7 protein-coding genes are annotated in these 7248 nt (G+C 59.9%); 6 read left to right on the forward strand and 1 reads right to left on the reverse strand.

The window, feature by feature from the left end:
- The 4 genes from H1Y01_RS15815 to H1Y01_RS15830 form a co-directional block, all read left to right on the forward strand.
- The coding region (locus H1Y01_RS15815) for a polyprenyl synthetase family protein (protein ID WP_180541476.1) at positions 1–228 on the forward strand (228 nt) is incomplete at its 5' end.
- Positions 225–971 carry a TlyA family RNA methyltransferase gene (locus H1Y01_RS15820; RefSeq protein WP_180541477.1) on the forward strand — a complete coding sequence of 249 codons (747 nt, stop codon included), beginning with the start codon at positions 225–227 and terminating at the stop codon, positions 969–971. The genes H1Y01_RS15815 and H1Y01_RS15820, both read left to right, overlap by 4 nt.
- Positions 964–1830 carry an NAD(+)/NADH kinase gene (locus H1Y01_RS15825; protein WP_180541478.1) on the forward strand — a complete coding sequence of 289 codons (867 nt, stop codon included), beginning with the start codon at positions 964–966 and terminating at the stop codon, positions 1828–1830. Before H1Y01_RS15820 ends, H1Y01_RS15825 begins: the two co-directional genes overlap by 8 nt.
- Positions 1827–2984: a dicarboxylate/amino acid:cation symporter gene (locus H1Y01_RS15830; protein WP_219341604.1), complete on the forward strand. Its 1158-nt coding sequence runs from the start codon at positions 1827–1829 to the stop codon at positions 2982–2984. The genes H1Y01_RS15825 and H1Y01_RS15830 overlap by 4 nt, the downstream gene beginning before the upstream one ends.
- Here H1Y01_RS15830 and H1Y01_RS15835 read toward each other — a convergent pair.
- Positions 2981–4018, reverse strand: coding sequence for a tagatose 1,6-diphosphate aldolase (locus H1Y01_RS15835; RefSeq protein ID WP_257644467.1), 1038 nt, complete (start codon positions 4016–4018; stop codon positions 2981–2983). The two genes, H1Y01_RS15830 and H1Y01_RS15835, sit on opposite strands and share 4 nt — an antisense overlap.
- 321 nt (positions 4019–4339) lie before the next feature.
- Between H1Y01_RS15835 and H1Y01_RS15840 the strand changes: the two genes are divergently transcribed.
- A complete protein-coding gene (locus H1Y01_RS15840; RefSeq protein ID WP_180541480.1) occupies positions 4340–4639 on the forward strand; it encodes a hypothetical protein in 300 nt (99 codons plus the stop codon).
- A 718-nt stretch (positions 4640–5357) separates the two neighbouring features.
- Positions 5358–6875, forward strand: a complete 1518-nt coding sequence (locus H1Y01_RS15845) for a GGDEF domain-containing protein (RefSeq protein ID WP_180541481.1) — start codon at positions 5358–5360, stop codon at positions 6873–6875.
- The last annotated feature ends 373 nt before the right edge of the window (positions 6876–7248 follow it).

A 7248-nucleotide genomic window follows, 5' to 3' on the forward strand; every position in this document is an offset into this window, starting at 1 on the left:
GTCGATGACTTGCTGGATGTTGAGGAATCCTCCGCGGCGCTGGGAAAAACGGCCGGCAAGGACGCGACTCAAGGTAAGATCACTTTTCCCGCAGTCTACGGATTGGAACGCTCACACCGGATGGCGGACGACGAATGTGCCGCCGCGCGTGCCAGTGTGGAGATGTTCGGCTCGCGCGCCGAGCGGTTGCGCGAAATTGCGGGTATGATCGTTTCACGCAAGTCATGAATGAGCGGCGCGAACGCCTGGATCGACTCATGCTCGAACGCAATCTCGCCGCATCCCGGGAAAAGGCGCAGGCGCTGATCATGGCCGGCGAGGTCCTGGTCGACCATCAGAAAGCCGCCAAGCCCGGGCAGATGGTTCGCGCCAACGCGGATGTCGAGGTACTCCGGCGGCCGAAATATGTCAGTCGCGGCGGCTTGAAACTGGAAGCGGCGCTCGAACACTTCGCGATCCGTGTGGACGGCAAAGTCTGTCTCGATATCGGTTCGTCCACCGGCGGGTTTACCGATTGCCTGCTGCAAGCCGGCGCCGCGCGCGTGCATGCGGTCGATGCCGGAACCGCGCAGCTGGACTGGAAGCTGCGCAGCGATCCGCGGGTTATCGTTCATGAGAACCTCAACGCGCGGCATCTAAAGTTCGCCGATATCAGCGAGCTTGCGGGAATCGCCGTCTGCGATGTAAGCTTCATCTCCGTGACCTTGATTCTGCCGGCATTGCCGCCGCTGCTCGAACCCGATGCTCCCCTGGTGATTCTGGTCAAGCCGCAGTTTGAGGTTGGCAAGGGTCACGTCGGCGCGGGCGGCATCGTTCGCGACCCGGAGCTGCACCGGTTTGCTTGCGAGCGCGTCAGTGAAGCGGCCGGACAACTCGGATTCACAACCGCTTTGATGGATAGCCCCCTCCTTGGCGCTGAAGGCAACCGCGAGTTCCTGCTGTACGCGCAGAGATGGGGATCCCATGGCTGACATCACCCAGGCCGGAATCTTTTCGAAGCCCAACGCCGCGGCTGCTCCCGCCGTCCTCCGCACTCTTCTGGACTGGCTGGACCGCCGGGGCGTCCGCGTCCGCATGGATGAGAACACCGCTGCGTACGCGGATGGCGCCGCGCATGGATTGTCTCGGGAAGAAGTTCCGGAAGGCACGCAAATCGTGATCGTGTTGGGCGGCGATGGAACGCTGCTCTCCGCCGCGCGCGCCGTAGGCGATCGCGAGATTCCGTTGTTCGCCGTCAATCTCGGCAGCCTTGGATTCCTGACGGCGATCACCATCGACGAGTTCATCCCGGAGCTGGAGCGCTTCTTCGACGGCGAACGCAAGATTAGCAAGCGCCGCATGCTGCACGCCGATCTCGAGCGCGCGGGAAATATCTCGGCGCGCTACGGAGCGCTGAACGACGTGGTGGTGACCAAGGCATCCATCGCGCGCATGATCGAAGTCGAAGTCCTGATCAACCGGCACAAGATGTGTACTTACCGCGCCGACGGTTTGATCGTTTGTTCGCCCACGGGGTCAACCGCATACTCGCTGGCGGCCGGCGGCCCGATCGTTTTCCCTACGGTGGAGGCCGTCTGCATCACGCCCATCTGCCCGCACATGCTCACCAACCGGCCGGTGATCGTTCCCTCGGATGTCGAGATCACGATCGTCAATCAGGCGCCCGACGAATCCGCCTATCTGACGGTGGATGGCCAGGTCGGTGAGCCGCTGCAACAGGGCGACCGCATCCACTTCCGCCGCACCGCTCACTTCATCCATCTGGTGCGCCCGCCGCACATGTCGTTCTTCGATGTCTTGCGCCAGAAGTTGAAGTGGGGCGAGACTTGAAGCGGATATTTGCGGGGATGGTTGCGGGCGTCGCTATCGGCGTCTGGTTTCCGGCCACCGCCCGAGACCTGGCGCCCATCAGTATGGTCTTCCTGCGCCTGATCCGATCGATCCTCGCGCCATTGATCTTCGCGACACTCGTCTATGGCATCGCGGGATCCGGGGATCTGAAGAAAATGGGCCGCATCGGGCTAAAATCGATCGTCTACTTCGAAGTCATCACCACCATCGCGTTGTTCATCGGCCTGGCGGCGGTCAACTTTCTACGGCCCGGCGTGGGCCGCACGCTGGCCGCAAGCGCAACCGCGCCCGCAATGCCGGCGCAAACGCTCAACACGGTTCTCGAACACATCTTCCCCGCGAGCATCATCGACGCCATGGCGCGCAATGACGTGCTGCAGGTGGTCGTCTTCTCGTTCCTGTTCGGCGCCGCGTGTCTCGCGATCGGCGCGAAAGCCGGACCGGTGGTCGCGTTCTGCGGATCGCTCGCGGAGGTCATGTTCCGCTACACGAACTACGTGATGTGGCTGGCCCCGCTGGGTGCGGGCGCGGCGCTCGCGGTCACCATCGGAACAAACGGATTGGGCGTGCTGTTCGGCTTGGGCAAACTGCTCGCGACGTTGTATCTCGCGCTGATCATCTCCGTCATCGGGATCTTCGGCGCCGTGATCGCGGTCTTCCGCATCCCGCTGCAGCGTTTCATCGCGGCCGTCCGCGCGCCAACCCTGATCGCGTTCTCGACCGCGTCGAGCGAGGCCGCCCTTCCGCTCGCGCTGGAAAACATGGAAAGCTTCGGCGTCCCCGCGCACATCGCCGGATTCGTCATGCCCACCGGCTACAGCTTCAACCTGTTCGGAACCACGCTCTACCTTTCGGTGGCGTCGGTCTTTGTGGCTCAGGCCGCAGGCATCCCGTTGACCTTCGGACAGCAGTTACTCATGATGCTGACGCTGATGCTGTCGAGCAAAGGCGTGGCGGGAATCCCGCGCTCGGCGATCGTGGTGCTTTCGGGAACGCTGGCGACGTTTCATCTGCCGATGGAAGGCGTCGCCGTGCTCCTGGGTGTCGACGCCTTGATGGATATGGGCCGGACCGCCGTCAACGTGCTCGGCAACTGCCTGGCGTGCGCGGTGGTCGCGAAATCCGAAAGTTAGGCGACTTTCGTCTTCCAGCTCTTGGCGGACTTAATCGCGTTATTCACCGCTTCGATGTTCTTCACGCCCTGATCGCTCAGCCAGTCTTCCAGCGCTTGCATGCCCTGCTTGGCGAAGATCGGCATGCCGTCTTTCCACGTCGCGCGGCCGCATAGAACCCCGGAATAGTCCGTCCCAGACTCCGAAGCCATGTGCAACGACTCGATGAACTCCGGATTGCTCACACCGGCGCTCAGATAAATGAACGGCTTCGTCGCAACATCCGCCGCTTTGCGGAAGTAATCCAGCGCTTCCTGCCGCGAGTAAGCTTTCTGTCCCTTGTAAACGCTGCTGCCTTCGACGAATTCCGCGTTGATCGGCACTTCAACCTTGAGCACATCGATCTTATACTGCGGCTTCGAAAACTCCTGCATGCTCTTGGTCACGATTTCCGGCTTCTGCTTCGCGTACTCGAAACCTTTCTCATCGCCGCCTTTGGGATCGTAGCCGACGAATTCGAGGAAGAACGGAATGTCGTAAGACTCGCACTCGGCGCCGATACGTTCAATGAATGCATGTTTGATGTCGTTGACTTTGTCTGCGTCGAACGGCGTGTAATAGATCAGAATCTTGACCGCGTTCGCGCCGAAATCGACGATGCGCTTCACGCTGACATGCGGAAGCAGATCGGGCAGGCGGCCGGGCTGTGAATTGTCGTAGCCGGTGGCCTCATAGGCGAGGAGCAGGCCGGCGTTGGGTGCGCGCTGCTTCGATGCGGGGATGCCCCACTCGGGGTCGAGCAGAATCGCGCTGGCGTGCGGCGTGAGCACGCGGGTAACGGCGATCTTGAAATCCTCCATCATCTCGTCGGTGATGGCCTTGGTGTCGACGCCTTTTTCCTTTGCCAGCGATTTCTTCAAACTGCCGCGCTGATCCATCGCGGCGGCGGCAATCACGCCATCTTTATTGGACAGCGCGTTCATGTGTTTCTGTTTACCCGCAGTTAGGCTCATGGTGTGGTTGGTTCCTTTGATCAATTTTGGTGGAAGGGCCATTATCGCACGCACGTACGCTTCCCCGCGCCACCGGTTACCCGATGGCGAACCAACCTTCCTCCCCGTGTCGGCGTGTATCCGATCTTCCCGTCCCAGCCGACGCGCGAGCCGTCCTTTCCGACCTTCCCTTCTCGTCGCGTCCCAACCGACGCGCGAGCCGTCTTTTCCGAGCCGCGACAGCCATGGAGCTGGTGCCCCGGAAAAGCAATCTTCAAATGCTTTTCCTCGCCCTCCTATACTCATACTCGAAGGCAATAAGATGACTCGTTCCCTACTAACTCCCAACTTATTCATTTGCGCGCTAGCTTCCACGGTCAGCGCGTGAACTCCGCCCGGTTTCTAACAGGAACAACCGCCCGCGCGACGATCCGGATCAACCCCGACAATTTTGGCCTGACCGGATCAAGTCTAAAGTCAGCCTTAGCCGCCGACAAGCTTACTGATACCGGAACCTTCTCGCCGTTCACATTAGACGATCTTCGGCTTTACGATGCGATTTACTTAGGGGGCAACAACCTGACTACGGCTGAGGAGATCGCGTTGATCGTCTACGTCAAAGCCGGAGGCGGAGTCTACGTCGCGGCTGGAACCGGTAACATAACCGGCGGAGCCGCCGGGTAGCCGCTCAATGGAACGTCGTCCTGAAGAGTTCTCGCTCAATCTCGCATCGTCTTATACCGGTATCGACGGGACAATCGCCACCAACAGCCTCAATCCCCCCGTTCTCCGCGGATAGCAATGGGAACAGCGCCAATGTGACCGGCGCCAACGCTGAAATCATCGCACGGACCCATGTTCAGGGCCGGATCGGGATTTACTCAGACTTCGCCGGCGCTGCGCTTCCCTGACCAGCGGAGAAGGATCGCGATCCGTTATTCCCGAGCTGCGACGGCAATGGAGCCGGTCCTCCGGATCCGCACCGGACCCGCGTTGGGCTCAGGCTGCGGACTTTGACCCAAACAGCAGGGCAGTCGTGCTGTTTGGCGGTTCTCTCTTCTCGGGCGGTGACGCCGCGAATGACACGTGGTTTCTCGTCTACCGCCCGTAAGCGGCGGGGCGTGAATAGCCGACGGAACCGGCTGTACATAGGACGACGGAACTACCGGAAGTCGTGACTCGGGTCGCGCTGACTTGAGGCGCCGCCTCCAAAAATTCGCATCGCGCCCTATACGAAATCGGTGAAACAGCCGATAGTCGGCCTGATGATGTGGTCCGCCGTTGTCAACACAAGAATCGCCAATTGCGGCGATTGCTTCGACCAACTCCGGAAGCTGCCCCGATGATCGAACTCGCACGAGCGCGGATTCCGAACTGTGTCCGCATGCTTCGCTGAACGAACATGAAGAACCACCTTTCCGATCGGCTTCCTCTGGCAGCCGCCGTCCCATCAAGCGTCCGGGCAACCCCCGTCCTCACGGGACCAACCGCGCTCAACCCGGAAGGCCGTCCCTCTCCTTCGCGGCAATTCATCGAAGTCTTTCCGTCGATTGTGGCGCTATTCGTCTTTTTGATGGGAGCCTTCGTGTTGCTGGGATGGTTTTTTAACATTCCACTTTTAAAAACGGTGTCGGCCGGCGCGACCAGCATGAAACCGAACACGGCCCTCGGATTTCTTATCAGTGGTCTCACGCTGTGGTTGCTGAAGAAATCCGCGCACCCTCGTATGCGGACGGTGTTCGCCTCGCTGGTTCTGATCATTGCGTCTCTATCTCTGATCGAGTACGTCTTCAGACTGTCGTTCGGAATCGATGAATTGCTTTTCGCGGATACTCCGACGCCCCGTTATCCGGGCCGAATGGCTCCCGTGACCGCTCTGACCTTCCTCCTTGTGGCCGTCGCCCTGATGCTGCAAGGCCGGAAGCCGCGCACCCACAGAATCGCTCAGGGAATCCTGCTCACCGCCGCGCTTAGCCCCACGGTTGGGATGGTAGGTTACCTCTACGGCGTCCCGCTCCTCTACGGATCCACCGTATACACCGCGATGGCCCTGCACACTGGAGCGGCATTCCTGATCCTGATCTTGGGTGTACTCTTTGTCAACCCGGAGTCGGGACTTGTTTGCATCTTCCTGGAACGGACAAGCGGTGGAATCCTCGCGCGAGTCGGTGTTCCCGCGTCCATAGTGATTCCGATTATCCTCGGTTATATATTTATTCAGGGTAAATTCAACTTCGGTCAACAACAACTGGGCAGCGCATTGATCGTGGTCAGTAACTCGGTGATATTTGTCGGCCTGACCTGGACACTGGCTCTGTTTCTGCGAACCCGGGAACTTAAGTGGAAGGTCGCGGAACGGGACGCCAACACGGACAGCCTGACGGCGCTGATGAACCGTCGATACTTCGAAAAGCGCCTCGATGAAGAGATCAAACGGAGTCGCCGCCTGGGGTGCGCGTTTTCCCTGATCCTGTTCGATATTGACTTTTTCAAGAGGTTGAACGATTCATTGGGGCATCTCGCCGGCGATCAGGCGCTTCAGTCTGTCGCGCACATCCTTAGTAGTGGTTTTCGGGAGGGAGACATCGTTTGCAGATTTGGGGGCGAGGAATTCGTGGTGATTCAACTCCAGACGGATGAGGGCCTGGCATTGCGCCGGGCAGATCAGATTCGAAGGAATGTCGAGGAGGCTTCATTCTTCGGAGCGGACGGCGTTACCGTTACGATCAGCGCCGGAATATCGAGTTACCCAAAACACGGTGTCAGCCGCGCTCAATTGCTGAGTGCCGCGGATCATGCCCTCTATTCGGCCAAGAACGCCGGTCGAAATCGCGTCGAAACCTTTTGCGGCTACGAGCCTCTTGACGCCCTGACCGTATCCGCCGTGAACTCCGAGGCCGCCCGCGCGTCCGCGAAATAGCGGCTTGAACAACTGCTGGTTTGCAAACCGCTGATGGCGCTCCCCAAGCGCGTCGCGGCGTTCACACACCAAATCACCCTACTTTTCTTCCATATCTCGTTCATTACAAACCCCCAGCCTCCAACCACCGGCCCAGGCGCGCCCGAATCGGAGCTACACTCATCCCATGTGGAACTGCACGGAGCAAATCGCGGACGTCCAATCGCAGAACCGCCCCGGCCCGGCCGCGCCCCCAAAATGCTCCACCGCACCGCTACCGCTCGCAAAACTGGTGCGCCACGGAAAACGCGAAATTCTGCACAACCGCGCACAATCCTGCACAACAAATGGACTTTCCCCCAAAACTGAGACACGCGAAAATGCACAGAATGCA

It is taken from the genome of Nevskia soli (assembly GCF_903970205.1).
Taxonomy (GTDB): Bacteria; Acidobacteriota; Terriglobia; order Bryobacterales; family Bryobacteraceae; genus Bog-113.